This is a genomic window from Devosia sp. CAU 1758 (assembly GCF_054482695.1).
Map to the genome: position 1 here is coordinate 486426 of NZ_JBTLRJ010000002.1, position 26474 is coordinate 512899.

General features: G+C 63.7%; 23 protein-coding genes and 1 riboswitch. Of the genes, 8 read left to right on the forward strand and 15 right to left on the reverse strand.

Features of this window, described 5'->3' with window-relative positions; all coding sequences use genetic code 11:
• The first annotated feature begins 10 nt into the window (after positions 1-10).
• Positions 11-748, forward strand: coding sequence for a cobalt-precorrin-6A reductase (locus ACXYMS_RS08400; protein ID WP_458905371.1), 738 nt, complete (start codon positions 11-13; stop codon positions 746-748).
• On the opposite strand, the gene ACXYMS_RS08405 is transcribed toward ACXYMS_RS08400, so the two are convergent.
• Positions 673-1149, reverse strand: coding sequence for a cobalamin biosynthesis protein (locus ACXYMS_RS08405; RefSeq protein ID WP_458905372.1), 477 nt, complete (start codon positions 1147-1149; stop codon positions 673-675). The genes ACXYMS_RS08400 and ACXYMS_RS08405 overlap by 76 nt on opposite strands.
• A 278-nt stretch (positions 1150-1427) precedes the next feature.
• On the opposite strand from ACXYMS_RS08405, the gene ACXYMS_RS08410 reads away from it, so the two are divergent.
• Both ACXYMS_RS08410 and ACXYMS_RS08415 read left to right on the forward strand, forming a co-directional pair.
• Positions 1428-2321, forward strand: a complete 894-nt coding sequence (locus tag ACXYMS_RS08410) for a cation diffusion facilitator family transporter (RefSeq protein ID WP_458905374.1) — start codon at positions 1428-1430, stop codon at positions 2319-2321.
• 40 nt (positions 2322-2361) lie between these two features.
• Positions 2362-2841 (forward strand): hypothetical protein, encoded by a 480-nt coding sequence (locus tag ACXYMS_RS08415; RefSeq protein ID WP_458905376.1) that lies wholly within the window; start codon positions 2362-2364, stop codon positions 2839-2841.
• On the opposite strand, the gene cobO is transcribed toward ACXYMS_RS08415, so the two are convergent.
• The 5 genes from cobO to ACXYMS_RS08440 all read right to left on the reverse strand — a co-directional run bounded on the left by cobO (position 2838) and on the right by ACXYMS_RS08440 (position 10309).
• The gene (gene cobO, locus ACXYMS_RS08420) at positions 2838-3479 is read right to left on the reverse strand and encodes a cob(I)yrinic acid a,c-diamide adenosyltransferase (protein WP_458905378.1); all 642 of its coding nucleotides are present in this window, start codon (positions 3477-3479) and stop codon (positions 2838-2840) included. The genes ACXYMS_RS08415 and cobO overlap by 4 nt on opposite strands.
• Positions 3476-7384: a cobaltochelatase subunit CobN gene (gene cobN / locus ACXYMS_RS08425; RefSeq protein ID WP_458905379.1), complete on the reverse strand. Its 3909-nt coding sequence runs from the start codon at positions 7382-7384 to the stop codon at positions 3476-3478. The genes cobO and cobN overlap by 4 nt, the downstream gene beginning before the upstream one ends.
• A 137-nt stretch (positions 7385-7521) precedes the next feature.
• Positions 7522-8571 carry a cobalamin biosynthesis protein CobW gene (gene cobW / locus ACXYMS_RS08430; protein ID WP_458905381.1) on the reverse strand — a complete coding sequence of 350 codons (1050 nt, stop codon included), beginning with the start codon at positions 8569-8571 and terminating at the stop codon, positions 7522-7524.
• A gap of 73 nt (positions 8572-8644) precedes the next feature.
• Positions 8645-9316 (reverse strand): energy-coupling factor ABC transporter permease, encoded by a 672-nt coding sequence (locus ACXYMS_RS08435; RefSeq protein ID WP_458905383.1) that lies wholly within the window; start codon positions 9314-9316, stop codon positions 8645-8647.
• Positions 9317-9459: 143 nt separating this feature from the next.
• Positions 9460-9676: riboswitch (cobalamin riboswitch) on the reverse strand.
• A gap of 33 nt (positions 9677-9709) precedes the next feature.
• On the reverse strand, positions 9710-10309 hold the full coding sequence (locus ACXYMS_RS08440) for a hypothetical protein (RefSeq protein ID WP_458905385.1): 600 nt from the start codon (positions 10307-10309) through the stop codon (positions 9710-9712).
• A 94-nt stretch (positions 10310-10403) separates the two neighbouring features.
• Between ACXYMS_RS08440 and ACXYMS_RS08445 the strand changes: the two genes are divergently transcribed.
• Complete coding sequence (locus ACXYMS_RS08445) at positions 10404-10658, forward strand: DUF2164 domain-containing protein (RefSeq protein ID WP_458905386.1); 255 nt, start codon at positions 10404-10406, stop codon at positions 10656-10658.
• A gap of 254 nt (positions 10659-10912) precedes the next feature.
• Here the strand turns inward: ACXYMS_RS08445 and ACXYMS_RS08450 are convergent, their stop codons facing one another.
• Complete coding sequence (locus ACXYMS_RS08450; protein WP_458905388.1) at positions 10913-11908, reverse strand: zinc ABC transporter substrate-binding protein; 996 nt, start codon at positions 11906-11908, stop codon at positions 10913-10915.
• A 229-nt stretch (positions 11909-12137) separates the two neighbouring features.
• On the opposite strand from ACXYMS_RS08450, the gene ACXYMS_RS08455 reads away from it, so the two are divergent.
• The 3 genes from ACXYMS_RS08455 (at position 12138) to ACXYMS_RS08465 (ending at position 14312) form a co-directional block, all read left to right on the forward strand.
• Positions 12138-12941, forward strand: coding sequence for an ATP-binding cassette domain-containing protein (locus ACXYMS_RS08455; RefSeq protein WP_458905390.1), 804 nt, complete (start codon positions 12138-12140; stop codon positions 12939-12941).
• Positions 12942-13090: 149 nt separating this feature from the next.
• Entirely contained in the window at positions 13091-13909 is an 819-nt protein-coding gene (locus ACXYMS_RS08460; protein ID WP_458905391.1) for a metal ABC transporter permease, read from the forward strand.
• On the forward strand, positions 13899-14312 hold the full coding sequence (locus ACXYMS_RS08465) for a Fur family transcriptional regulator (RefSeq protein ID WP_458905393.1): 414 nt from the start codon (positions 13899-13901) through the stop codon (positions 14310-14312). Before ACXYMS_RS08460 ends, ACXYMS_RS08465 begins: the two co-directional genes overlap by 11 nt.
• A gap of 69 nt (positions 14313-14381) precedes the next feature.
• Here the strand turns inward: ACXYMS_RS08465 and ACXYMS_RS08470 are convergent, their stop codons facing one another.
• The 8 genes from ACXYMS_RS08470 to ACXYMS_RS08505 all read right to left on the reverse strand — a co-directional run bounded on the left by ACXYMS_RS08470 (position 14382) and on the right by ACXYMS_RS08505 (position 23782).
• The gene (locus ACXYMS_RS08470) at positions 14382-14759 is read right to left on the reverse strand and encodes a GFA family protein (RefSeq protein WP_458905395.1); all 378 of its coding nucleotides are present in this window, start codon (positions 14757-14759) and stop codon (positions 14382-14384) included.
• Positions 14760-14847: 88 nt separating this feature from the next.
• Complete coding sequence (rsmD, locus tag ACXYMS_RS08475) at positions 14848-15405, reverse strand: 16S rRNA (guanine(966)-N(2))-methyltransferase RsmD (RefSeq protein ID WP_458905396.1); 558 nt, start codon at positions 15403-15405, stop codon at positions 14848-14850.
• A gap of 3 nt (positions 15406-15408) precedes the next feature.
• Complete coding sequence (locus tag ACXYMS_RS08480) at positions 15409-17154, reverse strand: pseudouridine synthase (RefSeq protein ID WP_458905398.1); 1746 nt, start codon at positions 17152-17154, stop codon at positions 15409-15411.
• Between the two features lie 129 nt (positions 17155-17283).
• On the reverse strand, positions 17284-17979 hold the full coding sequence (locus ACXYMS_RS08485) for a hypothetical protein (protein WP_458905400.1): 696 nt from the start codon (positions 17977-17979) through the stop codon (positions 17284-17286).
• 84 nt (positions 17980-18063) lie between these two features.
• A complete protein-coding gene (gene lspA, locus ACXYMS_RS08490) occupies positions 18064-18630 on the reverse strand; it encodes a signal peptidase II (protein ID WP_458905402.1) in 567 nt (188 codons plus the stop codon).
• A gap of 133 nt (positions 18631-18763) precedes the next feature.
• Positions 18764-21736, reverse strand: a complete 2973-nt coding sequence (gene ileS / locus ACXYMS_RS08495; protein WP_458905403.1) for an isoleucine--tRNA ligase — start codon at positions 21734-21736, stop codon at positions 18764-18766.
• 201 nt (positions 21737-21937) lie between these two features.
• The gene (locus tag ACXYMS_RS08500) at positions 21938-22909 is read right to left on the reverse strand and encodes a bifunctional riboflavin kinase/FAD synthetase (protein ID WP_458905405.1); all 972 of its coding nucleotides are present in this window, start codon (positions 22907-22909) and stop codon (positions 21938-21940) included.
• Between the two features lie 6 nt (positions 22910-22915).
• Entirely contained in the window at positions 22916-23782 is an 867-nt protein-coding gene (locus ACXYMS_RS08505; RefSeq protein WP_458905407.1) for a TIGR01459 family HAD-type hydrolase, read from the reverse strand.
• Positions 23783-24007: 225 nt separating this feature from the next.
• Between ACXYMS_RS08505 and ACXYMS_RS08510 the strand changes: the two genes are divergently transcribed.
• Complete coding sequence (locus ACXYMS_RS08510; protein ID WP_458905409.1) at positions 24008-26455, forward strand: methyl-accepting chemotaxis protein; 2448 nt, start codon at positions 24008-24010, stop codon at positions 26453-26455.
• The last annotated feature ends 19 nt before the right edge of the window (positions 26456-26474 follow it).

The window sequence follows — 26474 nt, forward strand, 5'->3', positions numbered from 1 at the left end:
ATTCCGACGAATGAAAATCCTGATCCTGGGGGGGACGGCCGAGGCGCGGCAATTGGCCAATCGCCTGGTGGTGCTGGGCCATGAGGTCATCACCTCGCTGGCGGGGCGTACGCAGGATCCGATCCTGCCCGAGGGCGGGCTGCGCATGGGCCCGTTCGGTGGCATACCGGGACTCTGCGCCTATCTGCGTGCCGCCGGCATCGAGCGGCTGGTAGATGCGACGCACCCGTATGCGGGACTGATTTCGATCAATGCGGTAGCAGCGTCCAGGGCCACGGGCACGAGGCTGGTGCGCTACATGCGACCGCCATGGGAGCCGCTGCCGGACCAGCAATGGATCATGGTGGAGACCCCGCAGGAGGCAGCCGACGCCCTGCCCGCAAATGTCAATGTGCTGCTGACCACCGGGCATGCGGGTCTGGAAACCTATCTGGAGCGCGACGATTGCCGCGTACATGTGCGGGTGATCGAGGCGCCGGGTTTCGAGCTTCCCCGGCATGCCGAGCTGATCATCAGTCGCCCACCCTATGGGCTGGACGACGAGCTGTCGCTGCTGCGGCGTCACGGCATCACCCATCTGGTCAGCAAGAATTCGGGTGGCGGACAAACGGCAGCCAAGCTCGAAGCGGCGCGACAATTGGGCGTGCAGGTGATCATGATCGCGCGGCCGCTCTATGGACCGGCGCTGGAAGTGGCCAGCGTCGAGGCGGCTCTCGATGCGCTGGACCTGCCGACCACCGGGGCATAGCGCGACAGGGCGCAGGTGACATTGGCGCCGCGCTGCTTTTCGAGCAACAGCGGCCCGAAGGCGAGGGCTGCCGCCTCGGCGACGGATGACAAGCCGATGGCTACAGCCACCCGGCGGGACGGATTGGGCGCCGCTTGGGACAGGGCGGAAGTCGGAAGCGACAGCAATGGCAGGCCCAAAGTTGCCGCAGCTTGCAGCAATGCCGGATGACCGGCCTTTCGATCCATCGAAGCCAAGGCGACAATGTGCCGGCGGTCCAGGCCTTTGAGGGCAAGGCAGGTGTCGAGCAGCGTCAGCACATCCTGTATGCTGGCCTGTTCACGCAGGCCCAGGCCGGCGACTATCCCGGATCCGACAGATACTGCCTGTGCCGGGCCGTGCCCGACAGAATCGTCAATCATTTCTCGCCTCGGTGACACGAGGCAGGTCCGCTCAAAAACCTTAGCAGCCCCGGATTAGGTCCCGCATTTGGTCGACCGCACCGAGCTCTGTTTCAGTTCCGTCTTGGGAACGCTGCGCTGACCCGGTTCTAGGCGCGGCAAAGCATGTGGTCAATCAATGGCTTGCATAGATATTCGGGCAGATCGGAATGCTTCTGAAAATCGTTTGCAAATACAATGACTTGCCGCACCCCCACTTGGTCCGCTATGGCCTGAACCTCATGCAGAGGAGGCGCGTCATGGCCGCCAAACGCACCCTTGCCATCGCCACGACCAGCATTTTGATCGGGGTGATCGTGCTGGGGCTCAAATTCCTGGCCTGGTGGCTGACTGGCTCGATTGCGCTCTACTCGGACGCGCTGGAATCGATCGTCAACGTGGTAACGGCGATTGCGGCGCTGATCGCTGTGCGGCTGACCCAGCGACCCGCAGACGCCACCCTACCCTATGGCTACCACAAGGCCGAATATTTCTCGGCCGTTCTGGTGGGCGTGATGATCATCGTTGCCGCCATCCTCATCCTGCGCGAGGCCATATTCGGCTTTCTTGCCCCCGAACTGCCCGAGGCGCCGGTGCAGGGCCTGGCCGTGAGCGGTGTGGCAACACTCATCAACGTGATCTGGGCCTTCGTGCTGATCCGCGAGGGCCGCAAGGCGCGCTCGCCGGCTATTGCCGCCGATGGCCGGCACCTAATGACAGACGTTGTTTCCACCGCAGGGGTGCTGGTGGGGCTTGGACTGGTCTATGCGACCGGCTGGGCACAGCTCGACGCGGTTCTGGCGGCGCTGGTGGCAATGAATATTCTGTGGTCTGGCTGGGGCGTGATCCGCGAAAGCGTCGGGGGGCTAATGGATGTCGCAGTCCCGGCCGATACGCAGAAGACCATTCGCGATGTCATCGCCACCAATGCGGAAGGGGCGCTGGAGGCGCATGACATCCGCACCCGCCAGGCCGGGCGCATGACTTTTATTGACTTTCACCTCGTTGTGCCGGGGGCCATGAGCGTGGACGCCGCGCATACAATCTGCGACGCCATCGAGGCAAAGCTGCGCGAGGCGGTGAAGGATGTGCAGATTACCATCCATGTGGAGCCGGAAGAAAAAGCCAAGCATGCCGGTATTGTTGTTCTCTAGGCCGCTTGCGCGGCACGCGATCCGCGGGCATTTTTGCACCATGCTTAGGCTCATTGCCATTGTGCTGTTGCTTGTCGCCTCCCCTGCCCTGGCGCAGTACTGGACGCATTATGACAATGTGCGCTTTGGCTATGGCATCGACGTGCCGCCGGGCTTCGGTGGCCAGGGCGAGAGCAGCAATGGCGATGGCCAGGTGTTCTACCTGCCCAATGGAAGGCAGGAACTGACCGTCTGGGGCGGATGGCTCGGGTTTTCCGCCGACACGCTCGAGGGCGAAGCCGCAACCCGTTCAGGTTCAGATATCGAGGCGGGTTGGGCAATCAGCTATTCGGCGGCTACCCCGCGATGGGCCACGTGGTCCGGCACGCAGGGTGACAGCATTTTGTACCAGCGCATGATCCTGCTGTGCGATGGCGAGAGCTATGCGGCGTTCCGGCTGACCTATCCGGCCCGAGACCTGGCCCCGATGCACTCTGTTCTCGAGGGCCTGGTGCGCTCGTTCGTCCCCATGGGCTGCTAAAACTCGATCCCTTTCTGCGCCTTCACGCCCGCGCGGAAGTGATGCTTGATCTCGGTCATCTCGGTGACCAGGTCGGCGATCTCGATCAACTCGTCCTTGGCATTGCGGCCGGTGACAATAACATGCTTGCTGGCTGGCTTGTCGCGGAGGAATTCGACGATTTCGGCGATCGGCAGATAGTCGTAGCGCAGGCAGATGTTGAGTTCATCCAGCAGCACCATGTCGTAATCGGGGTCGAGAATGAGCGCCTTGGCCTGCTCCCAGGCCTTGGCGGCGGCGGCCAGATCGCGCTGGCGGTCGGCAACGTCCCAGGTGAAGCCCTCGCCCATGGCATTGATGGTCACGGAGTCGGGAAACTTGTCGAGCACGGTGCGCTCGCCGGTGTTCCAGACGCCCTTGACGAATTGAACAACGCCGACGCGCATGCCATTGCCCAGCGCCCGGAACACCATGCCGAAGGCCGCCGTGGACTTGCCCTTGCCCTTACCGGTATGGACGACAAGCAGACCCTTCTCCTCGGTCTTGGTGGAGAGGATCTTGTCACGCGCGGCTTTCTTCTTCTTCATCTTTTCAGCGTGATAAGCATCGCGCTCGGCCTCGGTCATGAGGTCGGTCTTCTTGGCCGGCTTGTCGGTCATTTTAGGTCCTCCAGATAGGCAAAAACGGAATTGGAGCGGGGTGACCAGAGGCCACGCTGGCGGGCTTCACTGAACTTGGCGAGCAGTTCATCATAGCCGAAGCGATTGGATTGCTTGAGGAAATCGCGCACCGCATCGTCTTCGACGAAGGCCTCGAAGGCGAGGTCGAAATGGTGCGTCTTCACGGCGCCGGTGGTGGCGGCGAAGGCGAACATGAAATCGACCGTGGCGATGATCTCGAAGGCGCCGCGATATCCGTGGCGCTGCATGCCGGCGATCCACTTCGGATTGACGACCCGGGAGCGCATGACATGGCTGATTTCCTCGTCTAGCGAGCGGATTTTGGGTGTTTCCGGGCGGGAGTGATCGTTGTGGTAAGCGGCAGGTTTCATCCCGGAGAGGGTTTCGGCAGCGACAGAAAGACCGCCTTCAAACTGGTAGTAATTGTCACTGTCGAGCAGGTCGTGCTCGCGATTGTCCTGATTGTGGATCACTGCGTCGATCTGGCCGAGGCGGGTCGCGAATCGGTCCTGCATGGGCAGGCCAGCGGATTTGGCGCCATAGGCATACTGGCCCCAGGCGAGAACCTGATTGGCCAGATCGACCTTTTCGGTCCAGTTGCCAGTATCGATGAGCTGGCCCAGGCCGGCGCCGTAAGTGCCTGGCTTTGAACCGAAAATCCGGGCGCCGGCTTCGAGGGACGCATCGGCCTCGGACATACCCTCGGCCATCAGGCCGAGCGCTTCGGCGCGCATGCGGGCGGCGATGGGGTTGTCGTCCTCGGGCTCATCCAGCGCTCCGATGGCGCGGGCGGCGCGGTCGAACAGGGCAATCTGGGCCGGGAAGGCGTCGCGGAAAAAGCCTGAAATCCGCAGGGTTACGTCGACGCGGGGGCGGCCGAGTTTTGCGAGCGGGATGATCTCATAGCCGGAGACGCGGAGCGAGCCGGGGTCCCAGGTGGGGCGGGCGCCGATGAGGGCCAGGGCCTGCGCGATGTCGTCGCCGCCGGTGCGCATATTCGCGGTGCCCCAGACCGAGAGGGCGGCCGATTTCAGGTGCTGTCCAAGGTCCTGAAGGTGGCGGAGAACCAGGCTTTCGGCGGATTTTTTGCCGAGTTCCCAAGCACTTGGGGTAGGCACGGCGCGGGTGTCGACGGAGTAGAAATTGCGCCCGGTAGGCAGGACGTCGAGGCGGCCGCGCGAGGGGGCCCCGGAGGGGCCGGGGGCGATGAATTTTCCGTCCAGGGCATCAAGAAAAGCCTGCATTTCTGCGGGTCCCGAGGCGGCAAGGCGGGGCTTGATGAAGGTTTCCACAGTGTCGAGGACAGCGCGGGTGGCGGTCCAGTCGACCTGGCAGGCACGGGTGCCGGAGACAAGATCGGCAGCGATTATTTCGAGATGCTCGACCACGTCGCCGATGCGCCTCTGACCAGTTCCAGGAGTGTCTTCATGAACGAAGTGTGAATATTCTATCGCCGGGCCGGTCCAGGCCTCCCCCAATTTCGCCGTCAGCGGATCGAAACCGAGCTTCAGATCGTCGGCCAGAGCACGGATCAGCGAGTTATCCCCCTGGGAATCGCCGCGCGGTATTCGGGCGAGCGCGACGGTCAGATCCCGCAGCATGTCGCCCCTGGGCGACGACCCGAAGACGTGCAGGCCGTCACGGATCTGAGCTTCCTTCAAATCGCAGAGGAAGTTGTCGATCTTGATCAGCGCCGCGGCCTCGTCTTCGGGCAGGCCGATGTCCTGATCGAGGCGGTTGTCCCGGGTGAAATCAAGGATGCGCCGCTTGAGGTCCTTGAGGCGGCGGCGATCCATGCCGGAGGCGGCATAGTATTCGTCCAGCAGGGCTTCGAGGTCTTTCAGCGGCCCATAGGTTTCGGCGCGGGTGAGCGGGGGCACCAGATGGTCGATGATGACCGCGCCGGTGCGGCGCTTGGCCTGGGTACCCTCACCCGGATCGTTGACGATGAAGGGATAGAGATGCGGCAGTTGGCCCCAAAGCGCATCGGGATAGCAATCGGCATCGAGCGCCGCAGATTTGCCGGGAAGCCATTCAAGGGTGCCGTGCTTGCCATTGTGGACCATGGCGTGGGCGGCAAAGTCGTGGCGCAGCCAGAGATAGGCGGCGATATAGGCGTGCGGGGGCACCAGAGCGGGGTCGTGATAGCTGGCGGTTTCGTCGAGGTTATAGCCTCGCGCCGGCTGGAGGAGCAGGACGACATTGCCGAAGCGGTGCGCGGGGAGATGGAAGGCGTCGTCGCGGACAAAGGGATCTGTGGCCGGATCGCCCCAGCGGGCGCCGACGGCGGAGCGGATGGGTTCGGGGAGTTCTGCAAAGAGCTCGCCATAGCGGGCAAGCGAGAGCACGGCGGCGGATTGGCCGCGCTGGGAATTGGCATTGGTGGGTCCGGATTGGAGCAAGTCTATCAGCTCCGCGGAGGTTTTGGGAAAGAGGGATGTGCCCGAACCCCCGCCCTCGGCCCCTCCGATCAAGGGCGAGGGAGGCTCAGGAGTCGTCACAGCCAGATCGTACCCCGCCGTCTCCATTTCCATCAGCATGCGCACAGTCGATTCCGGAGCGTCGTAGCCGACGCCGTTGGCGAGGCGCCCGTCGCGGATGGGGTAATTGGCGAGGATGATGGCGACGCGGCGGTCGGCGCGGGGGGTGGCGCGGAGGCGGGCCCAGTTGAAGGCGAGGTCGACGGCGCGGGCGATGCCGCCATGGTCAGGGGCATAGGCGGAGAGCGGGCATTGGGTGCGGTCGTGCCAGACGGCGTCGGCCTTGTGCCCGACGAGCAGGCCCCCGATGCGGCCATCGACCTCGGGCATGACGAGGTACATCGCCATGTCCTTGGAGGAGAGGCCTTGGGGGTCAGCGGCCCATTGGCCCTGAGAGCGGCCAGATTGGATGAGCTGGATTACCGGGGCGTCCGTACCGGCAAAGGGGTTTTGTGCGGGCGCGAGGTCGCCGACGCCGAGGGCGAAGGCGGTGAGATTGAAAATGGCCGAGGGCGGAAAGGCGGACAGGGTCTGCTGCACGAAGGCGATGCAGGCGGCCTCCTTGAGGGAGGAGACAACCACGGGCACAGGGGCGAGGCCGCGGGCTTCGAGTTCGGCGATGAGCGCTTCGAGCGTGGCCGTGCCGGCGCCTTCGAGGGCGGCGCGGTAGAAGAGGATGGGGATGTGTGCGGGGCGCCCTGGTCCACCGGAAGAGTCGTTGAACGAGCCCCCCTCCCCATCCGTCCCCGCAAGGGGGAGGGTGCCGCATCGCGACTTGTGGAGGTTTCGCAAGCCCGCTTGGTCGGTAATGCCGGTGCTGGGGTGCCAGAGGCCGTAGCGGGGGAAGGGTTGGGGCTGCAAAGAAGAAAGGCACCCCTCATCCGCCCTTCGGGCACCTTCTCCCTCAAGGGGAGAAGGCGAAGTCGCCGCGAGTTTCGCGAAGGCGCTCAGGATCGCATCGGCATTGTCGGGGCCGCCGGCGATGAAGAGCTGGTGGAGAGCCGACCAGTCGTCGGGGTCGAGGGTGGAACGATCGCGCAGGATGGGATCGGGGTTGGCGTCGCCGGGGAGGAGCGCCAGCGGGATATTGCGGTTGGCGCAGAGGGCGGTCAGTTCATCGACGCCGTATTGGAAATAGGCGGCGCCGCCGATGAGACGGAGAACGACGAGACGCGCATGGGCCACGGTCTTTTCCAGCCACATATCGACGGAGAGATTGTTGGAGAGCCGGAGCGTGTTGGCGAGCCTCAGGCTGTTCTCCCCTGCCCGGTCGGCGGCGCCGGCGAGCATGGCCAGTTCGCTATCGGCCGAGGAGGCGAAGACATAGTCGCCTGGCGACTGGGCGAGGTCGATGGCCTCGCCTTCGAGCTGGATTGTACCGGCCTGGGCGGAGAGGAGATGCATCAGGAGAAAATCTCGAGGGTGAAGGGGCTGAGCGACCCCCTTCCCAGCTTCGCCAGGGCCTGCCGGCCAAGCGACCCCCTCCCCTCGAGGGGGAGGGTGGGCAGGAGCCAAGATCGCAGCGCCCAAGACATGGCCAGTTATGCCGCCGCCTGCTCGAGGCTGGCGGTAATGGCCGCCCGGTCCAGCGGCTGTTCGCCGATGACGACCAAGGCAGTTTCGCGCTGTTCGCCTTCCTTCCAAGGGCGATCGAAATAGGCGGTGACGCGGGGCCCGACGGCCTGGATGGCGAGGCGGGCGGCGGCGCCGGGAATACTGGCAAAGCCTTTCAGGCGCAGGACGTCATGCGACTTGATGGTGCTTTCGATGATCGAGAGCAGGTGATCCTTGTCCTGGATGGCAGGGAGCACCAGCGAGAAGCTGTCGAAATCGTCATGCTCATGGGTTTCTCCGCCATGTTCCAGTTCGTGATGGCTGGGACGGTTGGCGATGTCGTCTTCGCTGCCCATGCCCATGCCGAGCAGGGCAGCGATATCGACATGGCCGTTGCGGGCGCGGATGACGCCGACGCCGGGCCTGAGTTCGGCGCGAATATTGGCCTCGACCTTGTCGAGCAGGGCCGCATCGACCAGATCGGTCTTGTTGATGATCACCAGATCGGCCACCGATAGCTGGTCCTCGAAGAGTTCGCCTAGCGGCGTCTCGTGATCGAGCATTTCATCCTGTCGGCGCAGGGCATCGACGGCGGCTTCGTCGGAGGCAAAGCGGCCTTCGGAGAGTGCCGCGGCATCGGCAACGGTGACGATGCCGTCGATGGTGACCTGAGCCTTGATCTCTGGCCAGTTGAAGGCGCGGATCAGCGGCTGCGGCAAGGCCAGGCCCGAGGTTTCGATGACGATGTGATCGAATTTTTCGGGGCGGGCGAGCAGCGCCTGCATGGTGGGGATGAATTCGTCGGCCACGGTGCAGCAGATGCAACCATTGGACAGCTCAACCATGTCCTCCTCGCGGCAGGTTTCATCGCCGCAGCCGGCGAGAATGTCCTTGTCGACGCCCAGATCACCAAATTCGTTGATGATCAGCGCGATGCGCTTGCCCTTGGGGGCATGGGCCAGCATGTGGCGGACAAGCGTGGTCTTGCCGGCGCCGAGGAAGCCGGTGATGACGGTGGTGGGGATCTTGGCGGTCATTAAATCTGTGTCCTCAAGTCAAAAGGCGCGCCACCGTTTCCGGTGGCGCGCGCTCATGTGAGCGGAAGTCGGATCAGGCGTAGAGACGCGAGGTCACAAGACCGGTCTTGCCCAGGCCACGCACCAATTTAGCACCGGCCAGAACAGCGAGATCGACCAGCGGCTCGAGCAGCACGACCAGCATATAGGCGCCGCCGAACGTCACCACCGATGTGAGATTTTCGGCACCGAAACCCTGGCCATAAAGAGCCCAGAAGGCCACCCAGAGCACCACGCCGCCCTGATAGGTCGCCGAGAGCGCCAGAGCCTGGCCATAGCCCAGATCGACATAGGGTGTGTTGGCCGGAATGATCCTGTCCGCCAAGAACTTGATAGCGACGAGCGGGGCGACCAGCGAGGTCACGTTGGCGAAATATTGCGGCAGGTCAAAGGGCGCAAAGAACAGGCCCTGGAGCAAAAGGCCCAGCGCCAGACCGATGGCCGCCGGCGCAGCGCCCAGGATCAGCAGCAGGGTCGAGCCGAGGATGAGATGCACCTCGCTGACGCCGACGGGATAATGCGGGAAGACTTCAAAGAAGACGAAGACAGCCGCGGTGGCGATGGCAGCACGGGCCAGCAGGGACACGGCGCCGCGCTCGTGCACGGTGTCGATGGCGAATTTTGCGGTCATGGCACCGGCGGCCGCGGCCGTGCCATAGGCCAGGAGCATTTTTTCGGGGGAGACGAGTTCGGGTTCGATATGCATTTGGATTGTCCGGATTTCGAGGGTTGGAATCGTTGAAGCGCGACGCGGCTTGCGCAGCGGGACGCGCGGGACCACAGGTCCCCAAATCGGACTTAGCCTGATGGCTTGATCATAGTGCCTCCATCTGTCCCACCGACAGTCGAGTGTTCAGTCAGAGGTTGGCAGGTCTCCTGGCTCACGGGTCACTGTGCTGCTCTGCCTTCCCAACCCCGTCGGGGTCAGTGGCACGATCGAGCGCACTCGCCGCTTACAGTTGCGGGGGCAGCCATGGATTCGGTCCCTAATGGGTACGCCTCACCATGTTCCCTTTTGATCCCCTTGCCGGTGTGGGCGTGGGGAACCAACCTATCAGCCAGTGTTAGGCCGCCCTGTGCTCGCGGTCAATGGAGATGGCTATTCGCGGTAATCGGGATGGGGATAGCCGATGGAGACCCAGTCGATGCGGGCGCCGACATCTTCGAGCAGCGGATTGGACGATGACACCTCGACATCGCCCATGATGGGATCGGTGTCGATGCCACTGGGGTAGAGGCGGGGCGAAAAGCTCACCGAGATATGGCAGCCGCCTGGAATGTCCGCCAGATTGCCAGACTGGAAGCCTGCGGCGCCGCCATAGTCCCAGCCGAAGCCATTGAGGGTAAAGGGCTCGCCATTGAGCTCTTCAACCTGCGGCACGGTGAAACCGGCGCGCAGGCCCCCGGGGGCAGTCATCTTGGCCGAGAGCTCGATATAGCTGGGGTCCTTGCGGCCTTCTTCGTCCCACCAAACGAACATGATTTCGCGCTTGAGATCATCGGGATAGACCAGGGTGGCCAGCATTTCGGTGCCCTCAGGGCCCGGCACGATACCCGTCCTGACATTTTCGGCGCCGTAAATCTCGATCAGCCTTGCCTCGGAACTGTCAATGCCGAAGGCGCCTTCGCAGGCCACTTCCTCCGCGAGGACGGGGGCTGCAAGAAGGACGGAGGGGAGCAGGAACAGGGCAGCGCGCATGGGTTATCTCCTCGGGCCGCGCCAATCTGGCGCATGCTTGATTGCCCGGCAAGCTGCGACTCGAGGTATGAACCCAGACTGAAGGAGAAGCATCATGAAACCCATCAGTTTCAGCCGCGAAGAAACCAAGGCCATTGTCGGGGACATCCAGGACTATTTCCGGGAGGAGCTGGACCAGTCGATCGGGGTCATCCCGGCGGAAATGCTGATGCAGTTCTTCGCCGAGAAGATGGGCGCCTATTTCTACAATCGCGGGCTCTATGACGCGCAGGCATTGGTGCGAAAGAAGATCGATGATGTCAGCGACGAGATCTTTTCGCTCGAGCAGGTGACCAGGAGCTCGCGCTGATTCGCTGGCAGCGGGCAAGCGGGGGGAGGCGTCGGCTTTGGCCGAAAAGCTCACCCGCTCATCAGGGCGGGTGAGTTAGAGTTTGCTGACCTAGTGCCGGTCGACTGAGCGGACGGCGGCGATGCTGTAGGGGATGCACCCACCCGGTCCCTCCCCGTTAAGGGAAGGAGCCGCATCGGGCTTGTGGTCAGTCGCGTTTGAATTGCGACGCCTAGAACGGTCCCAAAGTTCCGACGACATGTGGTCAGACGAGACTATCCGAGACAGTCCACGAGGCCTTTAGCGAGGCTGCGCAGCAGCTCGGGATAGAGGTTCGGGCCTTCGGTGAGGCTGGCGCCTTCAGGGTCGAGCTTGCCGGCCCTCGCATCGGTACCTTCGACGATGGTGCGGACGATGGCGGGCTCGAAATTGGGCTCGGCAAAGACGCAGGTGGCGCCCAGCTCACTGACCTTGGCGCGCAATTCATCGATGCGGGCAGCGCCGGGCATGGCTTCGGGCGAGACGGTGACAGTGCCGGCAACGGTGAGGCCGAAGCGGGCCTCGAAATATTGGTATGCATCGTGGAAGACGATGAAGGGATTGCTGGCTATGGGTTCCAGCGTGGCGGCGAGTTCGGCCTGGAGCGCGTCCAGACGAAGCAGCTCTGCCTCGGCATTGGCGGCATAGGTAGCGGCATTGTCCGGATCGGCTTCCGACAGGGCGGTGGCGATCCGGCCGACCATCAGCCCGGCATTGACCGGGTCAAGCCAGAAATGCATGTCGCCTTCACCATGGGCGTGGTCATGGTCTTCGTGACCTTCATGGTCTTCATGGTCATCGTGACCCTCATGTGCATGATCGTGCTCGGTGTGGTCGTGGTCATGGTCTTCGTCGCCATGCGCATGGGCCTCGAAGGCGCCGCCTTCGCGGACTGGCAGGAGTTCAATACCGGGTGTCTCGGACAGTTCGACCACAGCGGCATTTGTGGAGAGTGTTTCCAGCGCGTCGGCCAGGAACAGTTCCATGCCATGGCCGGTCCAGAAGACCACGTCGGCGCTTTCCAGGGCCGCCGCGTCGGAGGGACGCAGCGAATAGGTGTGGGGCGAGGCGGCGCCCTTGACGATAAGACCGGGGACGCCGACATCGCCCATGACGGCGGAGACCAGCGAATGGATTGGCTTGGTTGAGGCGACGACTGCAGGCGCGGCCAGGGTGGTGCCGGTCAGCAGCAATGTGCCGAAAGCGGCGAGCGGGATTGCGGTTCGGATCATCGTCTGGCCTTGTGGTGTGTTATGTTATTACGCTTGCCGCGGTGTTATGCTATAACGTATTGAAGGACGTCAAGGGGTGATTGCGAATGTCGGCATGGCGCCGATCAGTTCGTGATCCCTATGGGCAAGAGTGCCTGGGCACCCCCACCCAGCCTACCCCTCAAAGGGAGGAGCCGGGCCGGTGACCGTTGATACCCCGAGTTCGGGCCGGAACAAGATGAACGCAATTATGCCGAGAGAAACCCTGATCACCCTCGCCCGCGCCGGCGTGCGCAGTGGCGGACGCGTGCTGGTGGAGGATGTGGACCTGACCATTTCGCGCGGCGAGATCGTGACGCTGATCGGGCCGAACGGATCGGGCAAGTCGACCACTGCCAAGATGGTGACGGGCGTATTGAGGCCAAGCATGGGCAGCGTGGTCCGCAAGCCGGGGCTGACCGTGGGCTATGTGCCGCAGAAGCTGGCCGTGGACTGGACATTGCCGCTGACGGTGGAACGGCTGATGACCCTGACGGGCCGGCACGGGCCGGCGGAAATCACAGCGGCGCTCGAGGCCGTTGGCGCCACGCGCCTGCGAAAGGCGGCGGTGCAGGAATTGTCGGGGGGCGAGTTCCAGCGCGTGCTATTTGCCCGTGCGATGATCCGCAAGCCGGACCTGCTGGTGCTGGACGAGCCCGTGCAGGGCGTGGATTTTTCAGGGGAAGTAGCGCTTTACCAATTGATCCGGCAAATCCGCGACACGACGCAGGCGGGTATCCTGATGATTTCACATGATCTGCATGTGGTGATGGCGGAGACCGATACGGTGATCTGCCTCAATGGCCATGTGTGCTGCCGGGGCACGCCAAACGCAGTCAAGACCAGCCCGGAATATCTTCGCCTGTTCGGCGACCGAGCCGGATCGGCGCTGGCGCTCTACGAGCACCGCCACGACCATGAACATCATGAGGATGGCTGCGTGGTGGGGGAGGCGCATGATCAGGACCATGCGGGGCATCGCCATGGGCATGGGGAGCACCATCATGAGCGCTGATTTTCCGGGAGACGCCCGAACCCCCGCCCCATTCCCACCCCTCAAAGGGGAGAGGCTCAGGCATCGTGCCTGGGGCGCAATCTTGCCACGAGTGCAGAGCACTCCCCTCCTGCTCAAGGTGGGGGTTCTTCGCAACCGGGGGGGCCACCATGTTCGCTGACTTCTTCTCCCGCGCCCTCATTGCCGGTATTGGCCTTGCCGCCGTGACCGGGCCGCTGGGCTGTTTCGTAGTCTGGCAGCGCATGGCCTATTTCGGGGATACGATGGCGCATTCGGCGCTGCTGGGCGTGGCGCTATCGATCCTGCTTTCGGTCAACATGACACTGGGCGTGTTTGCCGTGGCGGCGCTGGTGGCGGGAGCGCTGTTGCTGCTGCAAAAGCAGAATACGCTGTCGACCGATGCGCTATTGGGTATTCTCAGTCATTCGAGCCTCGCCGTGGGGCTGGTCATTGTGGGGTTTCTCACCCAGGTGCGCATCGACCTGATGGGGTTCCTGTTCGGTGACATCTTGGCCGTTTCAGTCGAGGACATCGCGGTGATCTATGGCGGCGGGACCGCCATTCTCGCCATATTGGTACTCAATTGGAGGCCGCTACTGGCGGCAACGGTCAGCGTGGAACTGGCCGAGGCCGAGGGGCTCCGGCCGGAAGTCAGCCGCATCATATTGATGCTGCTGATGGCATCGGTCATTGCCATCGCCATGAAGCTGGTGGGGGTGCTGCTGATCACCTCGCTCCTGATCATTCCCGCCGCGACAGCGCGACGGCTGAGTGCGACCCCGGAAATGATGGCCGTGGTGGCCGCCATGCTGGGCGGGGTGGCGGTGGTGGGCGGCTTGTTCGGCTCGCGCACCTGGGATACCGCTTCGGGTCCGTCCATCGTGGTGATGGCGCTGGCGATCTTCCTCTTGTCGCTGGTCGTGCCCACGGCAAAACTGTTTGGCAGGAGAGAACACAATGGCGCATGAGCACGCGATGCCGGCGGACCTGACCCGAAACCAGGAACTGGTGCTGGGCACGCTCAACCACGCGCCTGCACCGCTCTCGGCCTATGACATTCTCGACCTGTTGCGCAGCGAAGGCATAAGGGCGCCGTTGCAAATCTATCGGGCACTGGACAAGCTAGTGGAGCGCGGCCTCGCCCACCGCCTGGAATCCCTCAATGCCTTTGTGGCCTGCGCCGACGAGCATTGCCACCGCAAGGGGCTGATCGCCTTTGCCATCTGCGAAGGCTGCGGCAAGGTGGATGAATTCGCCGACGCGGTGATCGAGGAACGGCTTGGCAATTGGGCCCGCGACACCGGCTTCAAGGTCGAGCGCACCACGATGGAAATTCGTGGCAAATGCGCGGAATGCCTCAAGGCGGCTTGAGGGGGATCGTTGTCCGCCCCGTCCTACGAGGCCGCTTCGCGGCAGCTCAGGATGAGAGCCGCTGAACTCCTACGGATCGGCGGGATACATGGGCAGGCCCGACATCACTGGCAGCCAGGGTTCGCGGCGTTTGCACCAGCCTTCCACCTGCGGGGTAATGCCATTGGGGGCATCGTCGAGAGAGCCGAGATAAATCTCGGCACCGGTCTCATCGAGATTGAACAGCCTTGACCCGCAAGTGGCGCAAAAGGCGCGGCCGTCATGGGTGGCGATCTCTCCCTGGTAGCTGAACTGGTTCGGCTTCCAATCGGCATAGGCTAGAAAGGACGTGCCGGTGACCTTGCGGCAATCGGAGCAGTGGCAGAGGCCGGATTTGAACGGTTCGCCCCGTACCTGGTAGCGCACGGCGCCGCAGAGGCAGCCGCCGTTTCTGATCTCGTCCGTCATGTCTCTCTCCCGCTGCTTGCTTGCGGTCAACACATGGACGCAACCAAGGTTCGGCAGGGAAAGCAGAAGTGAACAGCGGGCTGAAGGCTCAGACGGTTGCGGTCAGGAAATGCACGGCGGCAGCGCCGTATTCGCGGGTGTCATCGAGGATGAACCCATCGGGGACGGTGACTTCCGCATCTGCGGACTCTTCCCAGACAATGGTGGCGCCGGGCGCCAGCCAGCCATTGGCGGCCAGCTCGGCAAGGGCCTTTTCGCCCAAGCGCTGATTATAGGGCGGATCGAGAAAGACCAGATCGAACTGCCCGAACGTGCCCGGCTTGCCCAATGCGGTGGCGTCGCGGCGCAACAGCTTGGAGATACCGGCGGCGCCGAAGGCCTCGATATGGTCCCGGATGATGCCGCGCGCCTCGGCGCCGATGTCGACAAAGGTGACATGTTCGGCACCGCGCGAAAGGGCTTCCAGCCCCAGCGCGCCGGTGCCGGCAAAGAGGTCGAGCACCCGTTTGCCGATCAGCACCGGCCCGAGCCGGGCGCAGAGGATGTTGAACATCGATTCCCGGGCCCGGTCCGATGTAGGGCGAATGCTGTCGTCCGACGGGGAGATCAGGGTCTTGCCGCGAAATTTTCCGGCGACGATGCGCATCGATCAGCCCTTGGGCTTGCGTGGACCGGAAGGTGGACGGCCGCCCGAAGGACGACCTCCTGTGGGACGTGCGCCGGTGGGGCGAGCGCCGCCAGGCTTCCCGGCATAGGGCTTTCCAGCGGGACGCGGGCCACCCGAGGGAGGTCGGCCGCCGGCGGGCCTTCCGGCATAGGGTTTGGCGGAACCACCAGGCTTGCCGGCGGGACGCGGACCCGAAGCAGGGCGGGAACCACCGGGCTTGCCAGCGAAGGGCTTGCGATCACCATAGGGTTTTCCAGCCGGGCGGGCATCGAGGCGCTGCGGACGGTCTCCAAAGGGGCGATCCGAGCGGGACGGGCGTTCAGCGCCGGAGCGTTCCGGGCGGGGGCCACGCGATGGCGTGTCGCCAGAGGGCCGCTGCGGCCGATCACCAAAATCGCGCTTGGGACGCTCCTCGAAGCCACGATCCGGACGCTGGCCGCGGGCTGGACGTTCCCCGAAAGACCGCGCCGGCTTGTCCCCGAAGGCGCGCTTTGGACGATCCTCGAAGCCGCGTTCAGGGCGGGCACCACGCGCAGGACGGTCACCCGAACGAGTTGGCCTGTCGCCAAAGGAACGGGCCGGCCTTTCGTTGAAATCGCGCTTGGGCCGCTCGGAAAAACCGCCGCGGACCGGCTTGTCCCCGAAGGAGCGCGCGGGCCTGTCGCCAAAGGATTTGCGGCCTTCCGGGCGGTCGCCCTCGCGTTCCGGACGACTGGCCGGCTTGCCAAAGGCGCGCGGCGCCTGATCGTCGGCCCCCTTGCGACCGCGCGGTGGCGGTTTGGCCACGAAGGTTTCGGGCGCACGGCCATCTTCGTCGAAATGAACGCGGCGCGGACGGCCGGTTCGTTCTTCGGCCTGGTCCATGGGGCGGGCGGCGCGCGGCCGACCGGTATCACGGTCACGAGGGGAGCGCACCGGCCGCTCATCGCGCACGGGCACGGTGTCGGGCATGTCGCTCTCGAAATCGGCGCCGGCGGATTCGGCCAGCTTCTTGCCGAGCTGGTCACGCAGCATGCGGGACTTGACCATTTCCACGCCGCCCTCGGGCAGATCGCCGAGCTGGAAGGGGCCATAGGACACGCGGATCAGGCGGTTCACCTCAAGGCCGAGAGAGCCAAGGACGTTCTTGACCTCGCGATTCTTGCCTTCGCGCAGGCCGAGTACGATCCACACATTGCTGCCCTGCTCGCGCTCAAGCGTGGCCGTGATGGGGCCATACTGGACGCCCTCGACAGTGATGCCATGCTTGAGGCTATCGAGCTGGACCTGGGTCACCTGGCCAAAAGCACGGACGCGGTAGCGGCGCAGCCAGCCGGTGGAGGGCAGCTCCAGGATGCGCTTCAAACCACCATCATTGGTAAGCAGGAGCAGGCCTTCAGTGTTGATGTCGAGACGCCCGACGGTGAGCACCCGCGGCAGACCCTTGCGGTCAAGATCTTCAAAGATGGTGGGGCGGCCCTCTGGATCCTTTTCAGTGACCACGAGCCCGGCGGGCTTGTTGTAGAGCCAGACACGGGTGCCCTGGCGAGCGGCCAGCGGCAGACCATCGACAGCGATCTTGTCGCGGCTGGTGACGTTGAAGGCCGGGGTGATCACGGTCTTGCCGTTGACGGCGACGCGGCCATCGGCAATCCAGCCCTCGGCGTCGCGGCGCGAGCAGAGGCCGGCGCGGGCGATGACCTTGGCCAGACGGTCGGCGGATTCAGGCTGTTTGGGTGTGTCGCTCATTGGAGCACTTTCTGACATGCGGGACCCATGAGGCCACCGAGGGGATCGCGGTGGCGGGCGGCGCGGAAAACAGGACAACGGCCGGAGCAGTCTGGCCGCTGATGGTCAAGGTGGGACGTGTCCCTGGGTCTAGAGCTTGGATTCGTCGCCCAGGAGTTTGGCTTCCTTGGTTCCTAGTACCGCTGAAGATGGACCCTGGCGCTGAAGCGCCTTGCGCACATCTTCGGGGCACCGCTCGTCGCGCAGGGAGACAAGTTCGCCCGAGGCGGCACGGCAAACCAGCTGCGAATCGCCAACGCGCGTGAAGTACTCGGCCGGCGGCAGATAAAGCGGACGATCGTTATTGGCGGTGACGGCCATGTTGGCAGCCCGCATGCGCGCGGTGAGCTGGCGGGCCTCGGCCTCTGTCAGCGGACGGCCACCAAGGGTGCGCATATCGACCACGCGGGCATTGCGCAGCAGCACCATGTCCGCTTCGCTCAGATTGGTGGTGTCGATCTGCACCGTGTCACTATTGGCCGGAAGCTGGGCCGAAGCGACCTGGGTGGTCGGGGTCGGCAGGCTGGCTTCGGACTTGGGCAGAACCAGGGGCGCGCGCGCCATGGTCAGGTCTTCCTTGGGAGCATCTCCCGGGATCAGGCCAACGCCGCGCGCCGTGGTGTTCATGACCTCGCGCTCGAAGGTGCCGAAGTCGGTCAGGGCGTTGGTACCTTCGACCGTGGTGCAAGCGGCAAGCGCCAGCGTGGCCATCAGCCCCAGCGCGGCAAGACCTGCCCTGGCGGCAGCCCGGATGGCAGCGGAGTGCCCGGTCAATGCAGTGTGCATGCAAAATCCCTTACGATAACGGCGCGCTTATAGCGCATTCCCACCGCTAAGACCAGATTCTGGCAGCACGGTGATCAGACGTGTTCAGGCGGGCTTGTTTTTAGACCGGCGCGAGAAGCCAAGCAGGTCGATAAACAGGAGGATGACGCCGAACGTGATCGCCACATCGGCCAGGTTGAAGATGTAGAACGACCAGCTGCCCCAATGGAAGTGGAAGAAATCGGCGACGGCGCCGTAGACCAGCCGATCCAGCGCATTGGACAGGGCTCCGCCCACGCAGAGCGCCAGCCCGAGGCGCACCAGAATGTCGCGTGCCCGCCACCACCAGACAGAGAGCGCCACGATGGCGACCAGCATGACCAGACCCAGCGCCCAGACTGGCAGGCCATCGAACAGGCCATAGGAAATCCCGGTATTCCAGACCAGGACATAGTCAAAGAAGGGCGTCACGGTCAGCATTTCGCCGCCGCGCCAGCCAGTCGACGAGATGGGCTCGAAGAAAAAGGGGACGCTGACGCAGGCAGCCTGGCCAATGGCATAGCACTCGGCGGCAATATGGTAGGCCTTCTGGGCCCGGTCGACGCCAAAGGCGATGATTGCCGCCATGAGGGAGGCGAGAATGGTGGGGTCGCGGAGGGATTGAGCGTTCAAGGCCGGCTCCGTATCCCCTTCTCCCACTGTGGGAGAAGGTGGCGCAAAGCGCCGGATGAGGGGTTGGGATGGTGGGGGCAAACCCCTCACCCGCCCTTCGGGCACCCTCTCCCACAAAGGGAGAGGGGAAAGGTCAGAGGCCAAGAGCCGCGCGTTCGCGCAGGGCCTGGGCATCGCGGGGCGAGACATCGGGATAGTCCGGGTCGGAGCCCACTTCGGGCAGCACTTTCCAGGAGCGGGCGCAGCGCGTGCCTTCGGCCAGGGCCGGAGCCACGGAAATGCCGGGCACGTCGTCGAGGCGGAACGCCTCGGACGGGCCTTCATCCTGCTTGATCTCGACTGCCGAGGTAATGGCGATTTCGGCGAGGTCCTGGCCTTCGAGCGCCACGATATAGCGGGCATCGGCGACAAAGACCTTGGGCGCGGCTTCGAGCGAGGAGCCGATGCGTTTTTCGCGGCGTTCGATTTCCAGCGCCCCAGTGACGGCGCGGCGGACGGCGCGGATCAGCTGCCACTTGTTGGCGAGGTCCGTGTCAATCCAGCTCTCCGGGATGTCGGGGAACAGCCGTAGATGGACCGAGGAGCCCTCTTCGGGGTGACGCTCCAACCAGCATTCTTCCATGGTGAAGACTAGGATAGGCGCGAGCCAGGCCGTCAGCGCATTGAACAGGTGATCGAGCACGGTCAGGGCCGAGCGGCGCTTGATCGAGGAGATGGGATCGCAATAGAGCGCGTCCTTGCGGATATCGAAATAGAAGGCCGACAGCTCGATATTCATGAAGTTGGAGAGGAGCGTGACGACCTTGCGGTAGTCATAGTCCTTGTAGGCGGCTCGAACGCCCTGATCGAGCTGGGCCAGGCGATGCAGCATCAGCCGCTCGAGTTCGGGCATGTCCTTGGGATCGACGACATCCTCTGGCTTGAAATGAGCGAGATTGCCCAGGAGCCAGCGCATGGTGTTGCGCAGCTTGCGATAGCTGTCGACAGTGGTCTGGATGATCTCCTTGCCCAGGCGCAGGTCCTCGGAATAGTCCGAAGACGCGACCCAGAGGCGCAGGATATCGGCACCGAACTGCTTGATGATCTCCTGCGGGGCGACGACATTGCCCAGCGATTTCGACATCTTCCGGCCCTCGCCATCCATGGTGAAGCCATGGGTGAGGACGCTTTCATAGGGCGCGTAGCCGTTGGTGGCACAACTTTCTAGCAGGGAAGAGTGGAACCAACCGCGATGCTGGTCCGAGCCTTCGAGATACATCGAGGCCGGGAATTTGAGATGCGGCCATTTCTGCTTGTTGCGCAGAACGAAGCTGTGGGTCGAGCCTGAGTCAAACCAGACGTCGAGCACGTCGGTGACCATCTCATAGTCGGCGGCCTGGTAGTCGGAGCCGAGATAGCGCTCGGCGGCGCCGGGCTTGTACCAGGCATCGGCGCCCTCTTCCTCAAAACTCTGGGCGATGCGGTGATTGACCGTCTCGTCCTTGAGGATTTCGCCCGTCGCCTTGTGAACGAAAACGGTGATCGGCACGCCCCAGGCGCGCTGGCGCGACAGCACCCAGTCGGGGCGGTCGGCAATCATGGCGCGCAGACGGTTCTGCCCGGCGGCGGGGTAGAACTTGGTCTTATCGATAGAGGCCAGGGCGCGGGTGCGCAGGGTATCGTTCGCGGCGCCGTCGATGTCTTTGTCCATATAGACAAACCATTGCGGCGTGTTGCGGAAGATGACCGGCTTCTTGGAGCGCCAGGAGTGCGGGTACTGATGCTTCACACGGCCACGGGCGATGATGTTGCCCTTTTCGGCCAGCGCGGCGATGACACGATTATTGGCGTCGCCCTTCTTGCCATTGTCGTCGATAACGCGGGCGCCATCGAAGCCGGGGGCGTCCTTGGTGTAGAAGCCGCCATCGTCGACGGCATAGGGGATGGTCGGGTCGATGCCGCGCTCGTTGAGGAGGCGGGTGGATTCCATCCAGATGCCGAAGTCGTCAAGACCGTGGCCCGGCGCGGTATGAACGAAGCCCGTACCGGCGTCATCGGTGACGTGTTCGCCATCGAGCAGGGGCACGTCGAAATTGTAGCCGTCGGCGAGGCCGCGCAGCGGGTGGTGCGCTGAGATGCCCGAGAGAACCGAAGCTGGCACGTGCTGCAGGCGCACAAAGGTCTGCACTTTGGCCTTGGCGAAGACTTCGCCCGCCAAATTGTCGGCCAAGATCAGCTTGTCGCCCACCTTGGCCCAGTTTTCTGCTGGCGCCTCGGTGACTTCATAGAGGCCATATTCGATGCGGTTCGAGAAGCTGATGGCTCGGTTGGCCGGGATGGTCCAGGGGGTCGTGGTCCAGATGACAACAGATGCGCCGGTCAAGTGCTCGCGATGGGTGATAACCTCATCGGTGTCGTTCCTGTCGACCGACTGGATACGCGAAACCGGGAACTTCACCCAGATCGTGTCGCTCTCGTAATCGGCATATTCGATTTCGGCTTCGGCCAGCGCGGTACGTTCGACCACCGACCACATCACCGGCTTGGAGCCGCGATAGAGCTGACCGGTCATGGAGACCTTCATCAGCTCGCGGGCGATCTGGGCTTCGGCGTCGAAGCTCATGGTGAGATAGGGATTGTCCCATTCACCCAGGATGCCGAGGCGCTTGAATTCCTCGCGCTGCACATCCACCCATTGCTCGGCAAAGGTGCGGCATTCCTGGCGGAATTCGACCACCGGAACCTCGTTCTTGTCCTTGCCCTTGGCGCGGTACTGCTCTTCGATCTTCCATTCGATGGGCAGGCCATGACAGTCCCAACCGGGGATATAGGCCGAGTTGTAGCCCAGCATCTGCATGGAGCGGGCGACGAGGTCCTTGAGCGTCTTGTTGAGCGCGTGACCGATATGGATATTGCCATTGGCATAGGGCGGGCCATCATGGAGCGTGAACAGCGGGCGATCCTTGGCCTGCTCGCGCTGCAAGGCGTAAATATCCATGTCTTCCCAACGCTTGAGCCAGTCGGGCTCGCGCTGCGGCAGGCCCGCGCGCATGGGAAATTCGGTTTCCGGCAGGAAGAGCGTGGCCGAATAATCTTTTTCGGTCGCGCTGGAAGCGGTGTCGGTCATGGATCGGCAATCGGTTGGAAGATTTGCGGCGGGTTGTAGCAAGGAGAGGCGGATGGGGCAAAGGGTGATTTGGACGCGGTGCGCTCTCGATGGCCTCAGTTCCCTCCTTGAGGGAGGGGTTGGGGGCATCATTGAACCGCGCAACCCCCATCCACTTTCCCGCCCCAAGGGGAGGGAGGCGACGAACAAATGACGTCGCTGTCAGCCGAAAAACCCCAGCCTCTTATCCAACTCGCTGATCGGGCTTGCCTCGGCGAGCATGGTGCGGGCCTTGTTGCGGTCCCGGTCCATGGCGGCGATGAGTTCGTCGAGGCCAGAAAAGACTTCCTGTCCGCGAATGTGACCAACCAGCGCCACGCCCAGCGTCTGGCCGTAAATGTCCTCGTCGAAATCGAACAGATGCGTTTCGAAGGGCGGCAGCTGGTTGTCGAACATGGGCTTGCCATAGGCAGCAACGCCATCAAAAAGGCGATCGCCGAGGCGGGCACGCACGGCATAGACGCCCTGGGCCAGCTGGAAGCCGGTGGGAGTATGGGTATTGGCGGTGGGGAAGCCGAGTTCCCTGCCCCGCTGGTCGCCCTTGACCACGCAGCCGTCGAAGAACCAGTGATAGCCCAAGAGCCGATTTGCGGCGCTGACGGCGCCTTCGGAGAGGGCCGCGCGGATGCGCGAAGACGAAATGACCTCGTCCCCTTCATCCATGAGATCGAGAATATCCACCGCAAAGCCAAGGCGTTCACCAGCGGCCTTCAGGAAGGCCGGGGTGCCACGCCGCTGGCGGCCGAAATGGAAGTCAGAACCGACGATGACGCCGCGCACGCCCAATTGGGTCACCAGCATGGTTTCGACGAAGATTTCGGCCTCGTTCTGCGAGAAATCGCGGTCGAAGGGCAGGATGATGATGCCATCCAGGCCCATGGCCTCGGCCAGCCGGGCCTTGGCGTCGCCCTGAGTGAGGCGGAACATGAAGGGCGCGGGCGCAAAGACATCGCGCGGATGCGGCTCGAATGTCAGCATCAACGCCGGCACGGCCGCCGCCTCGGCGCGGGCGCGCAACGCCTCCACGATCGACTGGTGGCCGCGATGCAGGCCATCGAAATTGCCGATGGCGACATAGGCGCCGCGCAGGTGATCTGGAAGATCGGCAAGGCTGGAAAGTCGGAAAAAGGTCAATTGAGACTACCAGGACAGGCGCGGCAGATAGCCGGCCACGCGGGCGCGGCTGGGCGCAATCAGATCGGCAATGGCCTGCGGGTCCGGCTTGCCGAACGCATCGAGCTCGGCCGCATGGATGGAGCCGGTGATGAACAGCAGATCGATGCCGAACTGGGCGGCACCGGCCGCGTCGGTGCGCACGCTGTCGCCGATAGCCAGCACGCGGGACTTGTCGAGGCTGCCGCCGGCCGCCTGTTCGGCCAGGGCAAAGGCCTGTTCATAGATGGGCGGATAGGGCTTGCCTGCCATGTGAACCATGCCGCCCATGGCCGAGTAGAGATCGCCGAGGGCCCCGCCGCAATAGATGATCTTGTCGCCATGCTCGACCACGCGGTCGGGATTGGCGCAGATCATGGGCAGTTTTCGCGATAGCCAGAGCCGGGCGCGCTCACGGTACATTTCGGGCGTATCGTCGTCGGTATCGAGATCGGTCACGACCACGACTTCGGCCTCTTCGGCGCCGGTGCGTCGGAGATCGAGGCCATCATAGAGCGCGTCGTCCTCGGTGGCCGGGCCGACATGGTGGATAGCCCTGCCCCGGTATTTCTCGATCATGGCGCGGGTGGCGTCGCCCGAGGAGACGATGGCGTCATAGGCATCGCGCGGCACGCCCAGGCGGTCGAGCATGGCCACGATGGGCGCCGAGGGACGCGGGGCGTTGGTGATCAGCACCGCCCTGCCCCCAGCCTTGCGGAAATCGCGCAGGGCCTCGACCGCTTCGGGAAAGGCCGCGACGCCATTGTGAACGACACCCCAAACGTCGCTCAGCACCGCATCATAGCGGCTAGACAGATCGGAGAGGCCGGAAATGGTTGGCAGGGGCGAGGTCATGGCTTGCCTTGGTCTGAAAAGGGGCATTGGGAGCTATGTGGCAATTTGCGCGGAAGGATCAAGCAAAAAGCTCCGTGACACTGCCGTAACGGAGACAGACTCGCTTCCTTAACGACTTGATTCCTATGGTTCGGCACTGCCACGGCGCGGAAGGAGGAACCGCGACCCGGGCAATTGTATAACGACGCGATGCCAGAAGCAGGTGCAGCCTCCATGTTCAGCCAAATGAAACTCTCGCTCCGATTGCCGATCATGGTGGTCGGGATTGCCATGGCCACAGGCGCGAGCCTCGGGCTGGCCGCCTATCTGAGCAGTGATTCCATCGTCACCGAGCAGGCCGAAGATCGTCTTGACGCCGCGGCAGAAAACGCCACTGCCGCGCTCGACGCCTATCTCAGCGAGGTGCGACAGGACCTGACGCTGTTTGCCAATCGCAGCGATGTAGCCGCGGCGCTCTATTCGTTCTCGGGCGCGGTCCACTCGCTCAAGGGCCAGGGCGACCCCTCGACGCTGCTGCAGGACGCCTATGTGGCCAAGAACCCGCATCCCGCCGGTGAGCGCCTGCTGCTGGACACGTCGGAAAAGCTCTCGGTCTATGATCAGATCCATCGTCAGCAACATGACGAATTCCGCAGCCTGCTACAGACACGTGGCTATTACGACGTGTTCCTGTTCGACCTTCAGGGTAACAACGTCTATTCGGTGCAGAAAGAAGCTGATTTCGGTACCGGGTTTGATGAGGGAGCGGGGCCGTGGGCCGATAGCGATCTGGGCAGTGTGGTTCGCGCCGCCATGGTGGGCAATCCGGGCGATGTCTTTCTCACCGACTTCGCGCCTTATGGGCCAAGCGGTGATGCTCCGGCCAGTTTCATCGCCGCGCCGGTCTATGACCAGGGCCTGCAGGCCGGCGTATTGACCTACAAGATGCCACTGGGGCGCATCAGTGAGGTGCTCAGCCGTACCAAGGGACTGGGTGCCAGTGGCGACGTGTTCCTGGTGGGCCAGGACGGACTGATCCGCAATGATTCGCCCAAGACCGAAGGCGACGACGCGCTGTCGGCTTCACTGACAGGCCCGGCCATTACCGACGCGCTTGCCGGGACCGCCGGCATGGGCATGGTCGATCACGCCGGCGACCAGATGATCGCAAAGGCCATGCCGATTTCCTTTGGCGGATCGGACTGGGCCGTGGTTGCGCTGGAAAGCGCCGATGAAATCCTGGCGCCATCCACCGGCCTGCGTAACACCATGCTCCTGATCGGCGCGGTACTATTGGCACTGTCGGCGGTGGGCAGTGTTCTGATTGCGCGCACCATTACCCGCCCAATCGGGCGCCTGACCGCAACCATGACCAGCATTGCCGGGGACCAGCTTGATGCCGACGTGCCGGGACAGGGCCGTGCCGATGAGCTGGGCGCCATGGCCGATGCGGTGGAAGTATTCCGCCAGAACGGGTTGCGCATCGCCGAGTTGCGTGCCGCAGAAGACAGCATGAACACCGAGCGCGCTGAACAGGTGCGCATGGTCGAGGCGCTGCAGCAGGATATTGATCGCGTGGTCGGCGCGGCCATCGATGGCGACTTTTCATTGCGTGCGGAAACCGCCCTGCCCGACCCTGAGCTCAAGCGGCTGGCCGAAAACGTCAACGAGTTGCTGGCCACGGTCGAGCGCGGCATTGGCGAAACCGGCGAAGTGCTATCGGCTCTCGCCAAATCCGATCTGTCCCGACGCGTCAGCGGCCAGTACAAGGGCGCATTCGACCGGCTCAAGACCGACACCAATGGCGTCGCCGAGCAGCTCGGCCAGGTTATCGTGCGGCTGCGGCACACTTCCGGCTCGCTCAGGACCGCGACTGGCGAAATCCTGGCCGGTGCCAATGATCTCTCCGAGCGAACCACGCGCCAGGCAGCCACTATCGAGGAGACCTCTGCAGCAATGGAACAGCTGCGCAATATGGTCAGCGAAAACGCTGCCCATGCGGAAGATGCAAGCGGCAAGGCGCGGACCGTTTCGGCCGACGCCGAGGCAAGCGGCGCGGTGATGAACAAAGCCAATGAGGCGATGGAGCGCATCACCCAGTCTTCGGCAAAGATTTCCAACATTATCGGGTTGATCGATGACATCGCGTTCCAGACCAATCTGCTGGCCCTGAACGCCTCGGTCGAGGCGGCGCGTGCCGGCGAGGCCGGCAAGGGCTTTGCAGTGGTGGCGGTGGAGGTACGGCGCCTGGCGCAGTCGGCGGCGCAGGCGTCCAGCGACGTCAAGGCGCTGGTGGAGCAGAGTGCGGGGGAGGTCAATGGCGGATCCAAACTTGTAGCGGAAGCGGCCGAGCGCCTGCTTGCCGTCCAATCAGGGATCAGCGCCAACGCCGCCCTGCTGGCCGACATGGCCAAGGCAAGCCGGGAACAGGCGGCCTCCATCGAAGAGGTGAATGTGGCGGTGCGTACGCTGGACCAGATGACCCAGCACAATGCGGCTCTCGTGGAAGAGACCAATGCCGCGATCGAACAGACCGAGGCGCAAGCGGCCGAACTCGATCGAGTGATCGGCACGTTCACGCTGGAGGCGTCGAGCGCGGCAGACAGGAGTTTGGCGGAAATCGAGGTGGAAACCGGCGCCCGCGGATTGCTGGGTAATCTCAAGCGAGCAGTTGGCGGGCTGGGACGGCGCTAGGCCGCCCGGCCGCGCTGGG

Bases quoted from the DNA above. Each gene is read 5' to 3' on its own strand.
- ACXYMS_RS08400 (WP_458905371.1), top strand. From the start codon at position 11: ATGAAAATCCTGATCCTGGGGGGGACGGCCGAGGCGCGGCAATTGGCC.
- ACXYMS_RS08405 (WP_458905372.1), bottom strand. From the start codon at position 1,149: ATGATTGACGATTCTGTCGGGCACGGCCCGGCACAGGCAGTATCTGTC.
- ACXYMS_RS08410 (WP_458905374.1), top strand. From the start codon at position 1,428: ATGGCCGCCAAACGCACCCTTGCCATCGCCACGACCAGCATTTTGATC.
- ACXYMS_RS08415 (WP_458905376.1), top strand. From the start codon at position 2,362: ATGCTTAGGCTCATTGCCATTGTGCTGTTGCTTGTCGCCTCCCCTGCC.
- cobO (WP_458905378.1), bottom strand. From the start codon at position 3,479: ATGACCGACAAGCCGGCCAAGAAGACCGACCTCATGACCGAGGCCGAG.
- cobN (WP_458905379.1), bottom strand. From the start codon at position 7,384: ATGCATCTCCTCTCCGCCCAGGCCGGTACAATCCAGCTCGAAGGCGAG.
- cobW (WP_458905381.1), bottom strand. From the start codon at position 8,571: ATGACCGCCAAGATCCCCACCACCGTCATCACCGGCTTCCTCGGCGCC.
- ACXYMS_RS08435 (WP_458905383.1), bottom strand. From the start codon at position 9,316: ATGCATATCGAACCCGAACTCGTCTCCCCCGAAAAAATGCTCCTGGCC.
- ACXYMS_RS08440 (WP_458905385.1), bottom strand. From the start codon at position 10,309: ATGCGCGCTGCCCTGTTCCTGCTCCCCTCCGTCCTTCTTGCAGCCCCC.
- ACXYMS_RS08445 (WP_458905386.1), top strand. From the start codon at position 10,404: ATGAAACCCATCAGTTTCAGCCGCGAAGAAACCAAGGCCATTGTCGGG.
- ACXYMS_RS08450 (WP_458905388.1), bottom strand. From the start codon at position 11,908: ATGATCCGAACCGCAATCCCGCTCGCCGCTTTCGGCACATTGCTGCTG.
- ACXYMS_RS08455 (WP_458905390.1), top strand. From the start codon at position 12,138: ATGCCGAGAGAAACCCTGATCACCCTCGCCCGCGCCGGCGTGCGCAGT.
- ACXYMS_RS08460 (WP_458905391.1), top strand. From the start codon at position 13,091: ATGTTCGCTGACTTCTTCTCCCGCGCCCTCATTGCCGGTATTGGCCTT.
- ACXYMS_RS08465 (WP_458905393.1), top strand. From the start codon at position 13,899: ATGGCGCATGAGCACGCGATGCCGGCGGACCTGACCCGAAACCAGGAA.
- ACXYMS_RS08470 (WP_458905395.1), bottom strand. From the start codon at position 14,759: ATGACGGACGAGATCAGAAACGGCGGCTGCCTCTGCGGCGCCGTGCGC.
- rsmD (WP_458905396.1), bottom strand. From the start codon at position 15,405: ATGCGCATCGTCGCCGGAAAATTTCGCGGCAAGACCCTGATCTCCCCG.
- ACXYMS_RS08480 (WP_458905398.1), bottom strand. From the start codon at position 17,154: ATGAGCGACACACCCAAACAGCCTGAATCCGCCGACCGTCTGGCCAAG.
- ACXYMS_RS08485 (WP_458905400.1), bottom strand. From the start codon at position 17,979: ATGCACACTGCATTGACCGGGCACTCCGCTGCCATCCGGGCTGCCGCC.
- ileS (WP_458905403.1), bottom strand. From the start codon at position 21,736: ATGACCGACACCGCTTCCAGCGCGACCGAAAAAGATTATTCGGCCACG.
- ACXYMS_RS08505 (WP_458905407.1), bottom strand. From the start codon at position 23,782: ATGACCTCGCCCCTGCCAACCATTTCCGGCCTCTCCGATCTGTCTAGC.
- ACXYMS_RS08510 (WP_458905409.1), top strand. From the start codon at position 24,008: ATGAAACTCTCGCTCCGATTGCCGATCATGGTGGTCGGGATTGCCATG.